This window comes from Shewanella sp. SG44-2 (assembly GCF_014164215.1).
Taxonomy (GTDB): Bacteria; Pseudomonadota; Gammaproteobacteria; order Enterobacterales; family Shewanellaceae; genus Shewanella; species Shewanella frigidimarina.
Genome location: NZ_JACJEU010000029.1, coordinates 39,319 through 56,467, shown reverse-complemented (window position 1 = coordinate 56,467; position 17,149 = coordinate 39,319). Strand labels below are relative to the sequence as shown.

Below are 17,149 nucleotides of genomic sequence, written 5' to 3'. Positions count from 1 at the left end.
GGCAACAAAAGCTTATCAACTAAATCGCTATACAGAATCAATAATCGGTTCAACAACAAAAGCTATATTATCCCGACAAATGATCCTGACTTTGGTGCCTTTTTTTATCACAGTACCATCACCTAAAGCAGTCCAATCAGTACCCAAACAGCTAATTCGACCGGTTTTTTGACCAGGGCCAATGGCTTGTTTAACGATAGCGACTTGATTATAGAGATCCGCCTCTTCATCAGTATTGTCGACATGAGAATCGCCGCCCACTAAACGCTGGGTCACATGACGAAAACTCAGTAATAACACCATTGAAGCCATAAACCATAATGTCAGACTTTGTACCAAGCCATCAATAATGCCAACAGCTTGTGCTGATGCGACAATAACGCAAGCCGCACCTAATAAAATAACGATACCACCCGGAATGATAATCTCCGAGATCATCAATAACAGCCCAAGCACTAGCCAGACTGCAATCGGATTTGAAAGCTCCATATTCTCCCCCATAAATGAGAATGTCCGTAAATTCACTATAACAGCTTTATTTATTATTGCGACATATTATGTCAAAGCGTTGTTACGAACAGTAAACGGGACAAACAATTCATCAACTTACCATTACCGCAAGAATGTGTATCGCTAATAATGAGTATTCCTATCAAAACCTATATTGCTGCAAAGTGACGTCTTATTTATCACCATAGTGATATTCGTTAAAATTAGATAACAGCGCCAATCAAACACTTTATGCGTTGCATCACACTAGCAGTGTTAATACCTGCCATAAGATTATATTGATGATGAAAACAATGAAATCTGTACATTCTAGTCGGTTTTAATTGTGCTCTTTCAAAATATTGAATATATTGCGCCCCATTGTGCACGATTGGGAATAATAGGTCACAGATTTAGCCTCGATCGCTATAAAACTTACCTTTAAACTGTCAAAATTGACGTATCTGATCATTTTACTAACCGGAAGAAAAATGAAAAAAATCTGCCTTTTAGCCACACTTGTACTCTCACAAAATGTTTTTGCTGACGATATAGTCCAATGGTGGGATGTTAGCGCAACTGTCTTGCATGGCGAAAACTATGACTTAGCACCATCAGAAAGACAAACTACCATCACCTTAGAAACAGCCGGTGGTTGGAAGTATGGTGATTGGTTTGCATTCCAGGATTTTATTAATTTCAATGGTAATAATAACGGTGTTGATAGCACGACTTATGGCGAAATATCTCCCCGCTTTAGTGCTAGCAAAATATTGGGCCAACCAGTGAGCTTTGGTGCGATAAAAGATGTCTCTTTAGCGTTAACTTACGAAGAAGGCGAAGGCCCAGTTAACAGCATGCTTTATGGTATTGGTGTGGACCTTGACGTGCCATTTTTTAGCTACTTACAACTGAACACTTACCGTCGTGATGCAATAAGCAGTGGTAATATCAGTGATGGTTGGCAGTTTACGCCAGTATTTAGAATCGACATGCCAGTGGGCAATGCCAATATTATTTTTGATGGTTTTATTGATTGGGTATTCTCTGCCGACAACAACGGCTACGACGAAAACCTGCACATCAATCCACAAATAAAGTATGACTTAGGTAAAACATTGTTTGGTGATCACAAACAAAACAAACTGTTAGTGGGTTTTGAATATGATTACTGGCAAAGTAAATACGGTGTTGCGGGTATCGACCAAAATACCTATTCAATTATTGCGCAGTATCATTTCTAATTTATGCCGCTATTGATATAAGTTAGATAACAAAAAAGGTGCCTAGGCACCTTTTTTAATGATTACATTTCAACACTCATTGATTTGAGGCAATTTGTTTTGCGCAATCAGTTTTAACACCATCAGCCTTAACACAATCTGTTTTTACACAATATCTTGTTTTGACGTGATGGTTAAAACGTTAGCTTAAGCTAACAATTTTTTCGCTGCTGCTACAACAATAGACACTGCACTTACTTCAGTCTTCTTCATTGTCGCTTCATCAGGGATCTCTTGCTGTGTGCGATTTACAATAACACCGGCAACACATGCTGCACGCCAACCTTGAGTTGCACACATTGTAAATAGCGTAGCTGATTCCATTTCATAGTTCAGCACACCCATTGACTGCCACTCTTTCATAGAGCCAACATAACGCTGAGTAATGCGACCAGAAACAGTATCGTAACGCTCTTGACCTGGATAGAAAGTGTCAGAAGAAGCAGTAATACCAATGTGCGGCTCTAAACCAGCGTCACGGCAAGCTGCAACCATAGCAGTGGTACATTCAAAGTCTGCTGCTGCTGGGAACTCAAGCGGTGCAAAGTGTAAGCTTGCGCCATCTAAACGCACAGAAGCTTGAGTCACAATCACATCACCCACGTTTACGTGCGGTTGGATTGCGCCAGTTGTACCTACGCGTAAGAAAGTTCTCACACCTAATTGTGCTAATTCTTCAACCGCAATAGAAGTTGATGGTCCACCGATACCTGTTGAACAAACAACCACGGCTTTGCCATCGATATAAGCTAAGTAGCTTGTGTATTCACGATGGCTCGCTAAGAACGTTGCGTTGTCCATTAGCTCAGCAATACGCTTAACACGCTCTGGATCACCAGGAACGATTGCTAAGGTAGCGCCATCTAACATTTTTTTAGTTAATCCTAAGTGAAATACATCGGACATTGTGAAAACCCCTTTCAGTTTTGAATATTAAATTCTTATAACCCAGACTTTAACCTAGTCTTTAGGTGGATAAGGTTAACTTGATCACATATAAATTCATAATAGTTAATATTCTTTCGTTAAATTATTACTAACATATGTCCAAAACCCACCAAATACACTGATTTCAGCATAGTTAAAGGTCGATAAAACAACAAATATCATATCTCGCCTAACAATCATTAACGTGATTTACATCAAGTTAACCTCGCAAAAATGGTTTTAGGCTGAAGGTAAGCGTAACCAATGAGCATAAAGTTAATCAGTATTAGATTCAACACATCTCATTTTTCAAGCTGTATTTGGTGCTGAAGTAAGCATCATTGTTATTGGAATAACATCTTGTTAATGCAAAGTGAAATGAGCCCTAAATCTACTGACACAACTTACAAGGAGTAACTTATGTTTCCAGAGTACCGAGATTTGATAACTAAACTTAAAGTAACCGATAAGCACTTTATCAAAAAATTTAACGACCACAATCAACTCGATGAGCAAATTACCGCACTAGAAAAGACCAGTAGCAGTGATGCGACAACTGAATTAAAACTAATGAAAAGCACGAGATTACATCTTAAAGAACAAATATTGGATATTTTAAAAAGTCATCAGCAAGAGGTTTAGACGCACATAAAAATAAAGGACGCTAGTGCGTCCTTTATGATGTTGTCAAACTACACCATCAATTAAAGGTAATAATCTTTAAGTGGTGGGAAGCCGTTAAAACATACTGCTGAATAGGTCGTGGTGTAAGCACCAGCGGTTAACCAGTACATGCGGTCACCAATGGCTAAATCAACCGGTAAACCATAGCTATAGTGCTCATACATAATATCTGCACTGTCACAGGTTGGACCGGCAATGACACACTTGTCTAACTCACCTTTACGCTCAGTATAGATTGGGAATTTAATCGCTTCGTCCATGGTTTCAATTAAACCAGAGAACTTACCCACATCTGTAAATACCCAGCGCTCTAATGCAGTGTTCGACTTACGAGAAATCAATACCACTTCAGATACTAATACACCAGCATTTGAAAGCAAAGAACGACCAGGCTCTAGAATAATCTCTGGTAATTCATCACCAAAGTCTTCTTCTAGGAAATGCTTAATCTGCTGAGCATAAACACCTAGCTCGTTCGTTTTGTCCATATAGTTGGCAGGAAAACCACCCCCTAAATTGATCATCTTTAGTACGATGCCGTGTTCTTCTTTTAAACGGTCGTAAATACTTTTCACTTTACCGATAGCAGAATCCCAAGCACCGATATCACGTTGTTGCGAACCCACGTGAAAAGAAATGCCATGCGGTTGCAAGCCTAACTCTTTTGCCAATACTAATAAGTCGTACGCCATTTCATTTTGGCAACCAAACTTACGTGACAAAGGCCAGTCAGCTGTGTGTGTACCTTCAGTTAAAATACGCAAGTACACTTTTGAACCAGGAGCTTCTTCAGCAATCATGCGTAAATCGGCTTCAGAGTCTGAAGCAAACATACGTACGCCTTGTTCAAAGAATGATCGTACATCGACACGCTTCTTAATGGTGTTACCGTAGCTAATACGGTCTGCAGAAACACCTATCGACGTTACCATTTCAAGTTCGTAAATGGATGCGATGTCAAAGTTTGAACCTTTATCTCGCAACAAGGTTAAAATTTCTTTGGCCGGATTTGCCTTAACCGCATAATAAATATTTGCGAAAGGAAAATTGTTAACCATATCATCGTATTGTTTCGCAACGATTTGGGTGTCAATAACTACAAATGGCGTTGGCTTATCTTTAGCAAATGCCTCAATGCGGTCAAACGTGTCCTTGTCATAATAATCTGCAACATCAATCGATTGAAATTGGCTCATTAGGCCAGTGCCTCCTGTAAGTAGGGCGATAAAAGTGTCATTACGAATCTGTAAAAACATGCGCAGTAAACGATATTTTCAATCAATACGCAACGAATTTTTATGCAAAAAGTATAATTTTTTATTCTTCGAGAAATATCAATAACACGCAACGTGTTACTCGCTAAATTCACTGCGTTATTGATTGGTTTCTGCGCCTAGAAAGTATAGACATTTGCCAGAAAAATGCCCATTAAGTCGTTAAAAATATTTTCACAGTGATGGCACTTAACACCCATCACAGATTTACACCTTAGAGTAAAAAGTTGTTATCATCCAATTTGATAACATCTTAACGTGCTTCAATAAGGAACATAGAATGAACGAACCCAGTTTAGATCAAGAGCTCCAACAACTGCAAAATGTCTATAGCGTCATCACTGAGTTTGTTGTTGAGTACAGCTTTCAAATTGCTGGTGCGATTATTATTTTCTTATTGGGGCTTTGGGTGGCAAACAAAGCGGCCAATGTTGTCGCTGCTCAACTGAAAAAACATAACATTGATATCACCCTCAGTAACTTTGCTTCCAACTTAGTTAAAATCATCATTATTGTGATGGTTGCCGTTATCTGTTTAGGAAAATTAGGCATTAGCGTAACACCAATGGTGGCTGCTATTGGTGCCGCTTCACTTGGAGCTGGCTTGGCATTACAAGGAATGTTATCTAATTACGCAGCCGGCATTACCATTATTGTCACCCGCCCTTTTGTGGTTGGAAATACCATTGAAATTAAAGGTGTCGGCGGTGTGGTTGAAATAATTAAACTGGGCCAAACCATATTAACTAATGAAGAAGGCGAACAAATTAGTATTCCCAATAAGCACATTGTCGGCGAAATTTTACATAACTCATTTGCTTATAAATTGGTTGAAAACAAAATAAATATTGATTACCACGCTGATGCCGATCATGTTATCCAATTAATTAATGACGTACTTGCCGCTGCTCCGGCAATTTATCAAGACAAAAAACCATTAGTCGGCATCAATGGATTTAATACTGTGGGTATAGAGATTGGCGTACGTTACTGGGTTCCGACAACACGCTATTTCGAAGAGAAGTACCACACTAACCTCGCCATAATCAAAGCACTCAATCAAGCCAAAATTAAGATACCTTGCCCGGTAAAGGAAATACATTTACAGCACTAGTTTTAGTGGCACTAGTTTAGTAACGAGAGTATTAACAGTGCTAGTATTTACAGTTCTAGTGTTCACTCTGCTGCCGGTACTCTTCATCGTGTAAAGTATTACGATTGTAAGTGCAACAAATAAAACGCCAATAAAGCAGCCGTTGCAGTTTTTAATCCATTCAATCTCACTGGCCCTAACAATCTGAACTGGGCCAACAAACTATTGCCGCCAATGGATATTCACCCGAGGCTCTATTGAATTAAGCAATTCACGCGCTGTAGTGGGAAGCTCAGCAAAAAATGTAATGAGAATGATAGTGCCGATGCAATAAGCCAGAATAATCAACAAGTTTGCCCCTATAAGTACGCTTACTCACCATACATTTATTATCCAAAGCTACTGCGAACAGTATGAATATTATAGTGTGTGAAGTAACCCAACCTCTTCTTTATTATGTACATTAAATGAAGCTCATGCAGCTAAGCTCATTGAAATTAATGCTGTCGAATCATTCACGCCCCCCAAATTACCAATAACGGATAGCAAACGAACCAACTCGTTCACTTTGCATGTTAAGCTCTTGTCTTTATCACAATTTATTTTCTGCAAAAGCACTATATTTCATTATGAAAAAACTAAGTCGAAATGAAAGACTGGCTGTTATTCTCAAGTTGCTTAACATGCATAAAGAACTGTCTAACCAAAAAATATCCACATTACTGGCGGTAACCGCTAAAACGGTTCGTTGTGATCTCGTTCAACTGGAAAAAGACGGCCTGGTAAAACGAGTTCATGGCGGAGTCTGTCAGTCTGAAGGGGTGGATATCAAAAAGTATAGCTTGGATGCCATGCTGGCAGAATTACTCGACCGCAGCATACTGAACGACAGCATGGCACTCGACTCAAACCAAGGTAGATTAATCAAAATGAAACATAATGTATTTGTACTTGGCTCATTCAATGTCGATATTGTTGCGAATCTAGCACGTTTCCCCCAACCAGGTGAGACCTTGCATTCAAGTAGCAGCAGTATTGGCGCTGGCGGCAAAGGGGCAAACCAAGCTTATGCTGCGGCTAAAAATGGTGCCAATATTAGCTTCATGACTAAAATTGGTACTGATCAATTTAGCCAATTTGCGCGCCAACATCTCAGCAGTACCGGCATAGACAATACGATTATCCTCGAGTCCTCAACTAGCCCGACTGGTACCGCGCTGATTTATGTTAGTGAACAAGCTGGCGAGAATATGATTGCGGTCAACGAAGGCGCAAACATGACGCTGACCGATGATGAAATACACTCAGCCAAACAGCATATTATTAATGCACAACTGTTTTTAACCCAACTTGAAACCAACTTTGATGCTATCAAGCTCGCGATGAGCATTGCCAAAGACAACGGTGCTAAAGTGATCCTCAATCCGGCGCCATATCATCAAAGAACTCTCGAGTTATTACCTTTAGTTGATATGATCACTCCTAATGAAACAGAAGCTTCGTTAATGACTGGGATCTCAGTAACCGATCTAGACAGTGCTAAGCAGGCCGCTATTGCAATACATGCCTTAGGCGTAACGTCGGTGGTGATTACTCGCGGATCTGATGGGGTATTACTTTATGAAAACGATCAATTTACCCTAATCGAGGTGTTAAAAAGCGCGGTTGTTGATACCACTGGTGCAGGCGATGCTTTTAATGGCGCTTTGGTCGCCGAGCTTGCTAGAGGCAGTACACTGCATCAGGCCGCTAAATATGCCAACGCTTATGCGTCACTCGCCGTTGAGCGCCTAGGCGCAGCAAACATGCCAGATGGCTCACTTGTCGCAGCTAGACTTAATGCTTAATAGCGAGTGCTGATTTCTAATGTAAAGCGCTAATGTAAAGCACTAGAGTCGAACTCCCATGAAAAAGCGCAGTGATTACTGCGCTCGTTTTAGGTAAGCGATATTAGTCCGCCAGATGCCGACAGTGCTATTTCATCCTTGCGGCATAACGGATAATACTGTGGCGATATAATTCCAACAGTTCGGCATCTTTCACCGTAACAGCAACCTGTTGTGGTGCTTGGTTCATCCATTCATCATGCGGGTAAACACGGTCATCAATTTTCTGAATGGTCATCCCTTCGGCAACACCATCGACAACCACTCTTATTGGCCCAGCTCTAAGCGTGAACAACTCTGGATTAATCACATAGGCAATGGCGGATGGGTCGTGCACATGGCAAGCTTCTAAGCCCACTTTTTCACTATAAAACCTCAAATAGAACCGGCTAACATCCCAAATAAATTGGCCAACGTCGCCTGCATTGTCACGTAATTGGTCAAGATAATCACGAGTAAAAAAGCTTTGTTCAGTCACGTCTAAACCAATCACAACCACAGGCCATGAGGCCGTCAATACCATATCAGCAGCATGAGGATCATCATGAATATTAGCTTCGGCAAAAGGGGTCACATTACCGCGATGACCGTTCTCACCAAAAGCGCCACCCATAATGACCACCTTGTTAACTAAGTCGACAATGCTTGGGTCAGCCTGAAGCGCTAGCGCAAGGTTAGTTAACGGACCAATGGCCACTAAAGTAATCTCACCAGGCTCCGCCTTTACAGCGTCAATGATGTATTGATACGCAGGCCGCGGATCAGCTTGTCCTTCTATTTCAGCTGGGACATTCACATCACCAAAGCCACCTTCTCCGTGTACAACGACAGTTGGGCCAACTGGAGATCGAACGATAGGCTTACTCGCGCCAGTGACAATATCGGCTTGCAACTGAAATTTTTGTTTAAGATAAAGCGCGTTACGGGTCGCATTTTCAATGGTTACATTACCATAAATAGTAGTAATGGCCTTAAGTTCAATATCGGGGTGTGCTTCGGCAAACAGAATAGCAAATACATCATCAATACCGGGATCTGTGTCTAATATTATTTTAGTTTTCATGGGGATCACTGTCCTACTTTTATTAAGTAAATCGATACACTATAAGGTTTTACCGAATATCCTGCGATGAGACTCACAGGCCTTTCAATGCATACCAACAAGATATTCGAAGATGATTAACGACTGCGACAAACGAACTGTTACAGGGTCCTGAGAGTCATTAAAGCCCTTGGCACTATACAAAAATAGTGCACAAAGAAGTGTGATTGCTCGTCAAACTTTTATCTGTAAATGAACATAATGGTTCACTTACACCTGTGCAACTAACTATGACAAATGCATCAGCGATAACATCACTTTACTAAACACCTACAGATATTCATTTCAGGCGTAGATGAGTAAATCCACTCTACAGTTTAGTTTTGCCATCAATACATTCATTAACCTAATCTGGCTCAATAAGTTAGTTTTTAGCTGCAATGCAATGCACTGCACTGCACTAGTCCAATCATTTTGACTCAGTCATTAATGTAACCTCTTAACCCGAGTTGAGGTTAATTTACAACACATCAAAAAGTAAAGCTTACTTGACAACCACGAATAGATTGCTATAACTTAAAGTCAAGCTTAGTTGACATAATGACAACTAAGCACGACCAAAGGGATGTTGATAATGTCACCACTAACACACAATAAAGACTGGAAAAATACCAACAAACATAATACAACTCGTTTAGCTAAATGGACCCTAGCGTGGGTGATAAGCATGGCCGTCGCTAACTTTGGTCCACAATTTATTTGGCAGCAAGATTTAATCACCATAATGGCCATAGGCACTAATTTCATGATGGGTATTGGGATGATTTTAGCCAATAGACGCCAACTACTTGGCTTAGATGAATTGCAGCAAAAGATTCAATTAAATGCGATGGGCCTCAGTCTGGGGGTGGGGCTAATTGTTGGCTTGAGCTACTCAAATTTAGACACGACAAACTTAATAGCAGGTCACGCGGAAATTTCTCATTTGGTGATCATTATGGGGCTAACCTATTTAGTCGGTATTATTCTAGGCCATAGGAAGTATCAATGAAAAATCGCTTAAAAGTGCTCAGGGCAGAACAAGACTTGACCCAAGCACAACTAGCAGACTTACTTGATGTGTCCCGGCAAACCGTTAACGCGATCGAAACCGGTAAGTTTGATCCGAGTTTGCCATTGGCCTTTAAAGCGGCACGTTTATTCAAGTTACCGATTGAAAGTATCTTTGAAGACGAGCAATAAAGCTAAGGCTGTCACTAAGCAGAAAATACAGGCTAGTTAATTAACCCATTCAATAAACTGGTTAGTATCATTGTAAATGCCGCTACAAACCCCGTTGCCATTCTTGTCGCAACGGGATCATTCCGTGTAATGCCTGCTCAATTTGAGTGATTAATGCAGACTTATCTTTGCCTAAAATACCTTTAAGCACTAAATAGTTCGAAGCATGATCTGAACGAAAAATGGTTTTATCCAACTTCAGATGGCTCAATAGCGTGTGCATTTCTGTCAATAAACCGCTTTGATCTGGCAATACAAACTTACCATCAAAAACATTATCCATGCGCTCAGTTCCCAGCGGTAATGTTACCACCAGTGTGGATAAATAATCGGGCTGAGCCGCATTCATTAATTCAGCAGAGGCTATCGCATGTTGACGAGATAACTGCACACCACCTAATCCCATGAGAATCATCACTGATGATTTTATGCCTGCTTGGCTAATCTTCTGTAACGCAGCTAAAGATGAGGCAAACGTTTCGCCTTTTTTAATGCGTCCAAGCACTTCATCATCACCGCTTTCACAGCCAATATACAAAATAGATAAACCCATTTGTCGTAATTGTGCTAATTGCTCAACCGTTTTATTGCTTAGGTTACGCGGGAGACAATAACTGCTAATCCGAGTGACATGAGGCAGATGAGTATTAATCAATTCACAAATCGCTTTTAAACGATTAAACGGTAACGTCATCGCATCACCATCGGCTAAAAAAACACGGTTAAATGGATAACCAGATGCGGCAGCAGTAATAATATCATCTTCAATTTTATCGAGTTTCTGTGCTCTAAACTGTTTTTGTGGCTGGGTATACATGTCGCAAAAACTGCACTGATTCCAGCTACAACCATTGGAAACCTGTAAAATTAATGACTTTCCCTCTGAAGGAGGACGAAATACTGGTTCAATGTAATTAAGCATCAGAGTGTCCAAATTGATGAAAATGTGAGTTAGCTAATGAAATTTGGGATTTTTCATACAAAATGCGTTCAAAAAACTATCATTCAAAAGTATTATTGTTATAGTAATGTTGTAAATAATAAATAAACAATTCAAAAGACTTAGGTGAAAGGATTATGACTCAAGTTGCATACCAAATAAATGATCGACGTGACAAGGATGTAATTCATCACGATGAGCATTGGAATTTAACCACAGCAGACCAAAAACTCGCACTGTATGACTTACATCGTTATGGTTATCGATTATTGTTCGTTCGTCATATGCTTAAAGGGCCAGTGGCTGTCATTAGTCAGCAAGATGATATCGCAGCCATTTACGCCGACGGTGAAGTCGATTTAAGGCCCTTAATTACCCTTAGAGAATCTCACTAACGCCTTTAAAAATGATTTCGCGTTATAAAAAAACCTACCGATGTTATGGTAGGTTTTAGCGTCTCTTTATGATTTTCGAGTTAACTTATAAACGGCTTCATTAAGCCAAGGCACGTGTTTATTCATAAACCTCGGATTGTCAGCCAGTACATCAACACACTCCAACAATTCAACATCAAAATATGGCGTTAAATAGCTTTCAACCCAACGTGGACTGACTGCAAATGGTGGCCCTTTTAGAGTCTCTTGTAAGTAATCTAGGGTGATTAATAAGCCACTTACATTCGCCGGTATAAGCGCAGCGAGTGCTTTAACATATTGTTGGCGCATTTCTTCTGGCCAAGCAATCAGGGCAGCACGATCGTAAAAACCACTAATCGACGCTGTTGCACTTTTAGGGAGAGTAAAAATATCACCTTGATATAAGGTCACTTGAACGGTAGAAAAGACCACATGTTCGTCGGTATGATTGACTTGATAAGTCAGGCCATTGTCGGTAAAAAATTGTTCAACCGCGAGGGTATTGAGTTCACATCCCAGCACAGAATGACGCTGCTCGGCCAAATAAAACATATCCAACGATTTACCACATAGAGGAACGAATACCTCAGTGTTTTCATTCAAACCAATATGCGACCAATATTTTACTAAAAAAGGGTTCACTTGGTTTTGGTGAAAACCAATTTGTTGTAACTGCCATTTTTCATGCCAAAAGCTGGGTTCCATGATGCTATTCTTCAGTCAAGTTGCTAATGAGATGCTGGCTACTTTAAAGACTAAAAAAAATGGATGCAACCTCCCTTGATGATTTGGCATTCAACTTACTAGGCTTTACCGTCTAGAGTCATTTGTACTTGCCTTAACCAACGACAGTTTTCACATTGGCACTTTCTACGCGACATATGATGCGGGCTTAAATTTGAGTCAATGTAATCGACCGCGATTAATAATTGTTGCTTTAATTGGTCAACCGACTTCATTTCAAGCGCAACCATTTCATCGTTATGATTAATCCACAAACACTCCTCTCCCTGATGACAGGTTATGCATTGCTCATCACTTTGATTAAAAAACACTGCATGGGGACAATGGGTAACTTCCATTGATTGTAAAATTCGCTGCCGAGGAAAATTAAACAACTGAATTAAATCAGTTTTATTTATATTATGCATATAACCTCTCATAAAATCGTTAATTAACTATTACAGCCATAGTACCTAGTGTTGATTGATTTTGATTTGATATAGGTCAAGGTTTACTTATCGTAATTTTTTAGATAGGAAGCGACCATTTACAAATCAAAAAGCTTACTCACAAAACAATACTGGGCGGTTTTTAGTAAAAGAACAGCCATGTTTAAATAGACTGTGCTGATGTGTGGATGGAATCTGTTGTTTTATATAAGAAGCACTTGCCGCAGTAAGGTTAATCAAGGTTTAATGGGCTTAAAAAGGAGGCTTACCTTTGCAAACACCGCAACTGCAACACTTTTATATCAATGAAGAGCAGTCCATCTACCTGCTCAGCGCCAATGATGCACGCAAACATAAGGCTTGGATTCGCCTGTGTAAGCAACAGCTGAGTAAATTGGGATATCAGCAAATTGAATTTATTGGTAAGGGAGCCTATGGCTTTGTGTTTGCGGGTATCAATGAATTTAGCCAATCACATGTTTTTAAATTCTCAAGGGTAAATTTACCTCAAAGCGTCCAAGATAGGCTTGAAGAAGAAGCCTATATGCTTAGCCAAGTAAAACACCCAAACATACCAGGGGCGATAAAATTTGAACGGGTTGGTAAGCAAGGCATTTTAGTAATGGAGCGGGCTCAAGGCGAAGACCTCGACAAAATTTGCCAACGATTAGGCGCTTTGCCACCAGTAATGGTCGTCAGTATCGCAAGACAATTAGCCAATATTTTATATTATCTTCGTAAAGGTAAGCCTTTAGTGCATGGCGATATTAAGCCATCTAACTTGGTTTATGATATTGAAACCGACAAGTTGTCGTTAATTGATTGGGGCTCTGCGGTATTTGCTCAGCGAGATGAACACGGCCGCGCGGTTGATGACAATGTCATGTCCTTACTATCAAGCGACCAACAGCACACTAACGCGCGTATGGGCGATGTGTATTTTATTGGTGACGAACAATTGAGCGGTGCGTTATCTACGCCTCGATTTGACGAACAAGGCGCTGCTGCAACCTTATATGCACTCGCGTCAGGACAAATTAGTCGTTTCGGCACAAAAATCATTCCTGCAACCAGCATAGGGTTACCTATCGAACTGGCAAAAATACTTGATGCAATGCTCAGTGATGATGTTGAACGGCGCAATCTTGCGGGTGATTACTTTCTCAAAAGTCTACGCCACAGTCATCGAATGCATTTGCCGATACTATCCACCCCCCCCCTCGCCCCCGACATTCCGGTATGGGCTCAACCGCGTTCGAAAGCCGTCGAAACGGTGAGTTACAGCTCGCGTAAATCGTTTTTGAAAGAGCACAATACTCAAGATCCCATTGCCAAAATGGATGATGTGCAATTAGAGAAATATTATCGCAATTTTATGGTGGGTATGGCCGATACCGAAAAAGGCTTTATTGCCGCAGTAGGCCGTTTAGCACAGTATCCTATCGTCGGCGGTTTGGTGATCCATTGGCAAGAGTCTGGCGTGTTTATCGACTCCAATTTAGCCATCTACGATCCAGACAGTAAAGCGCCGCTCGTGTTAGCGGTAAATAATATGGTCACCATGGCGCGAGGAATTAAGCGGATTGGGGTGTTCAAAGCTTGCTTTTTTAATGCCAAAGACACCTTACACCTTGAGCGAAAAAGTACCGAGCACCAATATAAAATAACCGGTGAACTGCAAATGCCGTTTGAAGTCGGTGATGTGCCCACCTTGGAAGATAAATCTCGGCTGCACTCATACTTTGAAGACGGTAAAGATCCGGAAGAAAACTTGGAACTGCCAGCAGAAATCATGACTGAACTTGGGTGGTTAAATCAAATCCATCATACTGGCTGTATTATCTTTGAAGCGTTACCAAACCATTTAAAAATCCACAGTTATTTACGTTTATTAAATCCACGAAAACAAGCAGCATTTCGAGCCTGTTTGGATAGAATTATGACTCACGCAAATAAAATTCAAGGTCATGGTATTTCAGGTTTTATGAAACTGCCCTATAAAAACACCCGTCAATTTAGCCATATCGATCGTAAAGCAGATGATTTCTATCCTAGAAACCCTAAAGTCATCGTTGCAGAACCCACTTTACCGCAAACAAAATAGTCATATTTTAAACGCTATCATCAGGTTATTGCACTGATACAAAGCAATACGCGACCCCAATAGAGGTCGCGTATTATCAGCTATACATCACTCAACACTATCACCAAACACTATCAGCCAACACTTAAATTGGCGAGCCAGGAGGCAAGTCCATCGGCTTGGTGATTAATCGATAAGTAGGATCGGTCATGCCTTTCGTTACACCTTGAAACAGCCAATCGTAATGCGCCGATTGATAATCGCTGCCACGGTTACTGCGGCGCTTAAGCTGCTTAATAATATAGTCAACTCTTGCGGCTAACTGCGCTTTAACTTCAGGTGCTGTTTTAGGGCTATGGTACGTTGCTAATAGACTATCAATCACCACAGTATTGACTCGCATTTGCATCGCTAGACCCTGACCACTCGGTAAATCTTGATACAAACTGGCACCCGCAAGCTTATCGATTAATTGAATCACCGACAGTTGCTGACTGTCTTCCATATAAGCCTGACTGACACGGTTTAAACGTTCAGGGGTTAATAACTGCGTCACTATATGACGGCTCAACACTTCAGCCATCGCCACTGGATCGGTTATCACGCCTAAGTTTGACCCAAAGCTTTCACGAGTTTTTCGATAATTGCCGGCTTTGGGCACTAATGCTTGTAACACATGACTTGGTACTAATAAGCTCTCGGTTTGCAAACTCGCCAATAATGCATCGAGTGCAGCAAGTTGCATTTTAGGACGAATATAATTCCAACGTACGCCTGAACCTACTTGTTGATAACTGTAATCAGTCCCGCCAATCCACTTTGCTGCGGCTTCTATTTGGTAACGCGTGAGCAAATATATGGGCACAAACACATCGGCTAATTCGCCATGAGGTTCATCGGCCAATAAAGCATCTGAATTAAAGTCCTCAATCGCTTTACGGCGCACTGTTTCTAAACGCACTAATTCCGCTACTGCATCGTTACCACGGTCCCATAAACTGGCATACGCATTACTGGCACTGGCACTACGAGAGTCTGCTTCCCCAATATAACGAAAACCTTTAGTTAAGGTCGACGTTAACAAAGACTCGGTCTGCGTAAGGCCTCCATAACCATAGGCTATGGTGTATTTGTCCCACTCACCCATTCCTTCGGTGTAAGGCGTGGCAATATCAATTTTATCACCTTCAATACTCACGTACGGATGTGGGTAATCCATTACCGAAGCATTATCGTTTGTTGATGCAGCAAAGTTATGGTCAAGCCCTAGCGTATGGCCCACTTCATGGGCAGCTAACTGGCGAATACGGGCAAGCGACAATTCCATGGCGGCATCAGCAGCGGCTTTACGATCGGGCCAACCAGCAGTGAGCCCTCGAGCAATGAGATGGTCTTGGCGTACTCTTAGGCTGCCAAGCGTGACATTACCTTTAATGATTTCACCGGTACGAGGGTCGGTTACTGCTGCGCCATATGACCAACCTCTTGTGGCGCGATGCACCCATTGGATCATGTTATAGCGCACGTCTTGAGGGTCTGCACCTTCTGGCAACAATTCAACTTTAAAGCCGTCAATAAAACCTGCATCAGTAAATGCGCTCTCCCACCAACGTGCACCTTCCAGTAAAGCACTTCTAATAGGCTCCGGTGCACCAGGATCAAGATAATACACAATAGGCTTAACCACTTTACTTGGAGCGTCACCAGGAGTGACTTTTTCTAATCTGTGGCGCAGCAAATGGCGTTGAGTCAGCGGTTGATCAACTGCGGTAGAATAATCGGCATATTCATCCGATAAATAACCGCTCATAGGATGATAACGACGAGGTTGATAACCCACATCTGGGAGTTGTATAAATGAGTATCGCACGCGAACAGACAACAATTTACCGTCTGGAGTAACTTGCTCAACTTGCTTGCCCGCTTTGCTGGCTTTAAAGGTTAAATTCACATCAATATCAGCATTACGTTCGAACGATTTAATCTTTTGCGGCAATATCATTGAGCGGCTACTGTCTAAGCTATACAGACCTTGCTTAGTTGCCGTTAATACATCAGACACACCATGCAAATCATTAATCACTAAGTCATTAATCGCAACTAGAGCCGTTTTGCCCTCGACTAATTTACCGCGCCATAAAATCGACTCAGCAAAAGCTTGCGTTACCGCTTGACGTTCGGCGACATTATCACTGGAGGCTCGAAAATAGGTATTAAGCTGCTTGAGCACAACATAAGGACCATGCTGTTCAAATTGTACCATTCGAGTTTGACCTAACTGGCCACGGTCTAAACCGATATCATTCGAACCAACGCCATGAGGTAAACTGGTCAGCAATAGAAAGGGTTGATTGAGCTTATCCGCTTGCAAATAAAGCTGGGCAGATTTGGCATCGTAAAATAGATTAATAAAGCCTTTTGCCGCTTCAGCATTTTTGATTATTTTTTGGGCTGAGTCGCTGGCAGCTATTGCAGCGTTAGAAAGTAATGTTGCTGGTGTGACGGCCAGCAACAATGCCAATGAAATACTACGGCGGATCATAAATAATCTCCCTGTCGTTAATATCCTATCTTCAAAA

The 17,149-nt window shown here is 41.2% G+C and carries 16 protein-coding genes; 8 read left to right on the top strand and 8 right to left on the bottom strand.

From position 1 onward, the window contains the following. Positions 1 to 27: 27 nt before the first annotated feature. Positions 28 to 489, bottom strand: coding sequence for an NfeD family protein (locus H5181_RS17230; protein WP_011638838.1), 462 nt, complete (start codon positions 487 to 489; stop codon positions 28 to 30). A gap of 491 nt (positions 490 to 980) precedes the next feature. Between H5181_RS17230 and H5181_RS17225 the strand changes: the two genes are divergently transcribed. Next, positions 981 to 1,733, top strand: a complete 753-nt coding sequence (locus tag H5181_RS17225; protein WP_182751604.1) for an outer membrane protein OmpK — start codon at positions 981 to 983, stop codon at positions 1,731 to 1,733. 186 nt (positions 1,734 to 1,919) lie between these two features. Here H5181_RS17225 and udp read toward each other — a convergent pair whose 3' ends face one another. After that, positions 1,920 to 2,678 (bottom strand): uridine phosphorylase, encoded by a 759-nt coding sequence (udp, locus tag H5181_RS17220; RefSeq protein WP_011638840.1) that lies wholly within the window; start codon positions 2,676 to 2,678, stop codon positions 1,920 to 1,922. Between the two features lie 441 nt (positions 2,679 to 3,119). Here udp and H5181_RS17215 point away from each other — a divergent pair, with 441 nt between their 5' ends. Further along, positions 3,120 to 3,341, top strand: a complete 222-nt coding sequence (locus H5181_RS17215) for a YdcH family protein (protein WP_011638841.1) — start codon at positions 3,120 to 3,122, stop codon at positions 3,339 to 3,341. 62 nt (positions 3,342 to 3,403) lie between these two features. Here the strand turns inward: H5181_RS17215 and H5181_RS17210 are convergent, their stop codons facing one another. Continuing rightward, on the bottom strand, positions 3,404 to 4,579 hold the full coding sequence (locus H5181_RS17210) for a type III PLP-dependent enzyme (protein ID WP_011638842.1): 1,176 nt from the start codon (positions 4,577 to 4,579) through the stop codon (positions 3,404 to 3,406). A 358-nt stretch (positions 4,580 to 4,937) separates the two neighbouring features. Between H5181_RS17210 and H5181_RS17205 the strand changes: the two genes are divergently transcribed. Together H5181_RS17205 and rbsK are read left to right on the top strand one after the other, a co-directional pair. Beyond that, a complete protein-coding gene (locus tag H5181_RS17205; protein WP_011638843.1) occupies positions 4,938 to 5,771 on the top strand; it encodes a mechanosensitive ion channel family protein in 834 nt (277 codons plus the stop codon). Between the two features lie 551 nt (positions 5,772 to 6,322). Beyond that, positions 6,323 to 7,597, top strand: coding sequence for a ribokinase (gene rbsK / locus H5181_RS17200; RefSeq protein ID WP_220491825.1), 1,275 nt, complete (start codon positions 6,323 to 6,325; stop codon positions 7,595 to 7,597). Positions 7,598 to 7,724: 127 nt separating this feature from the next. On the opposite strand, the gene H5181_RS17195 is transcribed toward rbsK, so the two are convergent. Beyond that, positions 7,725 to 8,699 carry a nucleoside hydrolase gene (locus tag H5181_RS17195; RefSeq protein WP_123883989.1) on the bottom strand — a complete coding sequence of 325 codons (975 nt, stop codon included), beginning with the start codon at positions 8,697 to 8,699 and terminating at the stop codon, positions 7,725 to 7,727. A 613-nt stretch (positions 8,700 to 9,312) separates the two neighbouring features. Between H5181_RS17195 and H5181_RS17190 the strand changes: the two genes are divergently transcribed. Both H5181_RS17190 and H5181_RS17185 read left to right on the top strand, forming a co-directional pair. Further along, positions 9,313 to 9,729, top strand: coding sequence for a hypothetical protein (locus H5181_RS17190; RefSeq protein ID WP_102036107.1), 417 nt, complete (start codon positions 9,313 to 9,315; stop codon positions 9,727 to 9,729). After that, the gene (locus tag H5181_RS17185) at positions 9,726 to 9,920 is read left to right on the top strand and encodes a helix-turn-helix transcriptional regulator (RefSeq protein ID WP_011638847.1); all 195 of its coding nucleotides are present in this window, start codon (positions 9,726 to 9,728) and stop codon (positions 9,918 to 9,920) included. The genes H5181_RS17190 and H5181_RS17185 overlap by 4 nt, the downstream gene beginning before the upstream one ends. An 82-nt stretch (positions 9,921 to 10,002) precedes the next feature. Here H5181_RS17185 and H5181_RS17180 read toward each other — a convergent pair whose 3' ends face one another. Next, positions 10,003 to 10,884 (bottom strand): radical SAM protein, encoded by an 882-nt coding sequence (locus H5181_RS17180; protein ID WP_102036111.1) that lies wholly within the window; start codon positions 10,882 to 10,884, stop codon positions 10,003 to 10,005. 152 nt (positions 10,885 to 11,036) lie between these two features. Between H5181_RS17180 and H5181_RS17175 the strand changes: the two genes are divergently transcribed. Further along, positions 11,037 to 11,294, top strand: a complete 258-nt coding sequence (locus H5181_RS17175; protein WP_011638916.1) for a hypothetical protein — start codon at positions 11,037 to 11,039, stop codon at positions 11,292 to 11,294. 66 nt (positions 11,295 to 11,360) lie between these two features. Here the strand turns inward: H5181_RS17175 and H5181_RS17170 are convergent, their stop codons facing one another. Together H5181_RS17170 and H5181_RS17165 are read right to left on the bottom strand one after the other, a co-directional pair. Next, complete coding sequence (locus H5181_RS17170) at positions 11,361 to 12,020, bottom strand: thiopurine S-methyltransferase (RefSeq protein ID WP_182751602.1); 660 nt, start codon at positions 12,018 to 12,020, stop codon at positions 11,361 to 11,363. A 98-nt stretch (positions 12,021 to 12,118) separates the two neighbouring features. Then, a complete protein-coding gene (locus H5181_RS17165; protein ID WP_041413224.1) occupies positions 12,119 to 12,466 on the bottom strand; it encodes a hypothetical protein in 348 nt (115 codons plus the stop codon). 292 nt (positions 12,467 to 12,758) lie between these two features. Between H5181_RS17165 and H5181_RS17160 the strand changes: the two genes are divergently transcribed. Then, positions 12,759 to 14,591, top strand: coding sequence for a protein kinase domain-containing protein (locus H5181_RS17160; protein WP_059745681.1), 1,833 nt, complete (start codon positions 12,759 to 12,761; stop codon positions 14,589 to 14,591). A gap of 124 nt (positions 14,592 to 14,715) precedes the next feature. Here the strand turns inward: H5181_RS17160 and H5181_RS17155 are convergent, their stop codons facing one another. Then, a complete protein-coding gene (locus H5181_RS17155; protein ID WP_182751601.1) occupies positions 14,716 to 17,112 on the bottom strand; it encodes a zinc-dependent metalloprotease in 2,397 nt (798 codons plus the stop codon). Positions 17,113 to 17,149 lie beyond the last annotated feature (37 nt).